Annotated in this window: 1 protein-coding gene; it reads left to right on the top strand. The window is 60.8% G+C overall.

Annotated elements, in window-relative coordinates; genetic code table 11:
• The first annotated feature begins 26 nt into the window (after positions 1-26).
• Positions 27-2984 (top strand): strawberry notch family protein, encoded by a 2958-nt coding sequence (locus tag ACP5M5_RS14540; RefSeq protein WP_427938550.1) that lies wholly within the window; start codon positions 27-29, stop codon positions 2982-2984.
• Positions 2985-3062 lie beyond the last annotated feature (78 nt).

Here is a 3062-nt window from a genome sequence, read left to right as displayed (position 1 = left end):
GCGGCCATCTCGCCGGGTCCTGGACAGTGGACGACACTTTCGACATCGTCTCAGCTGCACCTGATGGAGCAGAAAACGCCGTGCGCTTTCGTCGCGGCTGGTTTCTCGGGGATGGCACTGGCGCCGGTAAAGGCCGCCAGGTTGCAGGCATTCTGCTCGATAATTGGCTGAAGGGCCGCCGCCGTGCGGTCTGGGTATCGAAATCCGACAAGCTGATCGAGGACGCCCAGCGCGATTGGTCAGCCCTCGGGCAGGAGCGGCTTCTGGTAACGCCGCTATCGCGGTTCCGGCAAGGAACGCCGATCCGTTTGGAGCAAGGCATCCTATTCACCACCTACGCCACGCTGCGCACCGACGGGCGCGACGAGAAGGTTTCGCGGGTGCGCCAGATCGTCGAATGGTTAAGCCATCAGGCGGAGAGCAATTGCGCGACGGCCGGGAACCCAAATTGCTTCGATGGGGTGATCATTTTCGATGAGAGCCATGCCATGCAGAATGCCGGTGTGACCAAGGGTGAACGCGGCGATCAGGTCGCCTCCCTGCAAGGGCGCGCGGGGCTGCGGCTGCAACACGCTCTGCCGAACGCCCGCGTGGTTTATGTTTCCGCAACCGGCGCCACCACAGTGCAAAATCTGGCCTACGCCCAGCGCTTGGGGCTTTGGGGTGGCGAGGATTTTCCCTTCGCCACGCGGGCTGAGTTTGTGGAGGCAATCGAGGCTGGCGGTGTCGCGGCGATGGAGGTGCTGGCGCGCGATATGAAGGCACTCGGCCTCTATGCCGCCCGATCGCTCAGCTATGAGGGCGTCGAATATGAACTGATCGAGCACTGTCTCTCCGGTGAGCAAATCCGAATCTATGATGCCTATGCCCGAGCGTTTGGCATTATTCATAATAATTTGGACGCCGCGCTACAGGCGACTAACGTGACCGGTGCAACCGGCACGCTCAACGCGCAGGCGAAATCCGCCGCGCGATCGGCTTTTGAAAGCGCCAAGCAGCGATTTTTCAATCATTTGATCACCGCGATGAAAACCCCATCACTAATCGCCGCCGTCGAGCGCGATATGGCGGCGGGGCATGCCGCCGTCATCCAGATTGTCTCGACCGGCGAGGCGTTGATGGAGCGCCGTCTTGCCGAAATTCCCACAGAGGAATGGGGTGATGTTCAGGTCGATATCACGCCGCGCGAGTATGTGCTGGATTATTTGGCGCATAGCTTTCCCACCCAGCTCTACGAGCCGTTCACCGATAGCGAAGGTAATCTCTCCTCGCGTCCGGTCTATCGCGATGGCCAGCCCGTGCAATGCCGCGAGGCCGTCGACCGGCGAGACCGGCTGATCGAGACGCTCGCGTCGCTTCCGCCGGTCCATGGTGCCCTTGATCAGATCATTCAGCGCTTTGGCACTGACATGGTCGCCGAGGTGACTGGACGCTCGCGACGGATCGTTCGCAAACGCGGATCGGACGGCGTGGATCGCCTCGCCGTCGAAAATCGCGCGGGTTCGGCCAATCTCGCTGAAACCCAAGCCTTCATGGATGATCTGAAGCGGATTCTGGTTTTTTCTGACGCAGGTGGCACTGGGCGATCCTATCACGCCGAATTATCGGCAAAGAACCGCCGCTTGCGCGTTCACTATTTGCTGGAGGCCGGATGGAAGGCGGATGCCGCCATCCAAGGACTGGGGCGAACCAACCGCACCAACCAAGCGCAACCGCCGCTATTCCGGCCCATCGCGACCAATGTGAAGGCGGAGAAAAGATTTCTCTCCACCATCGCCCGACGGCTCGACACGCTGGGCGCGATTACCAAGGGCCAGCGCCAAACTGGCGGCCAGGGTCTGTTCCGACCCGAGGATAATCTCGAGAGCCACTACGCGCGCGATGCCTTGCGCCAGCTTTATTGGCTCCTGGTCGCGGGGAAAATTGCAGGGTGCTCACTGCAACAGTTTGAAGAGGCAACTGGGCTGAAGCTCACCGACAGCAATGGCATTCGCGATGAGTTGCCGCCGATTACCACTTTCCTCAATCGGCTGTTGGCGCTGACCATCGACATGCAGAACATTTTGTTCACCGCCTTCGAACAATTGCTCTCCGCCCGTATCGAGGGCGCGATCGCATCGGGAACCTACGATGTCGGACTGGAAACTCTCACCGCAGAAAGCTTCGTCGTGACCGATCGGCGCACGATTTACACCCATCCCGGCACGTCGGCGGAAACCCGACTGCTGACGATTACCCAACGCGAGCGCAACCGACCGGTCACGCTCGAGGAGGCGCTCGGCCGGCTTTCTGATCCTCGTGCTCTGCTGCTGGTTAACAGCAAGTCGGGCCGCGCCGCCGTGCAGGTTCCAGCGCCGAGCGTGATGCTCGATGACGGTGAGGTCGAGCGCCGCGTGCGGCTGATCCGCCCGATGGAGCATGTGGCCATGCCGTTGGCGATGATGCCGCAGACACAATGGCAACAAGCGGAGCAAAATATTTTCGCGCGGGCGTGGGCGCAAGAGATCGCCCAGGTGCCTGAATTCACCGCGACCGAAATCCATATCGTCGCCGGTCTTCTGTTGCCGATCTGGAAACGGCTGCCGCATGAATCCACGCGCGTCTATCGGCTCCAGACGGATGCGGGCGAGCGGATCATTGGCCGCAAAGTATCGCCCGCCTGGGTCGCGAGCGTGCTTGATTCCGATAAACCAACATTATCAGCCCATGACGCCTTCGCGACGCTGATGGAAGGCAAATCCATCCTTGATCTGTCGGAGGGGCTGCAGCTTCGCCGTGTGCGCGTCATGGGAACCAATCGCATTGAATTGACCGGCTTCACCGATGCTATGCGGGACCGGCTGCGCGCCTATGGCCTGTTCCATGAAATCATCTCCTGGAAATTGCGGATGTTCGTGCCGACTGACGCCACCGGCCCGGCGATCCTTGGGAGAGTGCTGGAGCGCTATCCACTCGTGCGCGTCGCCGAACGGATCGCGGCTTAGCCATGGGGTTTGATGCTGCTGACCTAGCGCACCGTCTCGCGCGCAATGCCGAGGCAGTATGCCGCTATTATCTCTCCA

The organism is Acidibrevibacterium sp., from assembly GCF_049965395.1.
Lineage (GTDB): Bacteria > Pseudomonadota > Alphaproteobacteria > Acetobacterales > Acetobacteraceae > Acidibrevibacterium > Acidibrevibacterium fodinaquatile.
Note: the sequence above shows the minus strand (reverse complement) of the source record. Positions and strands in the feature narration are given on the sequence as shown.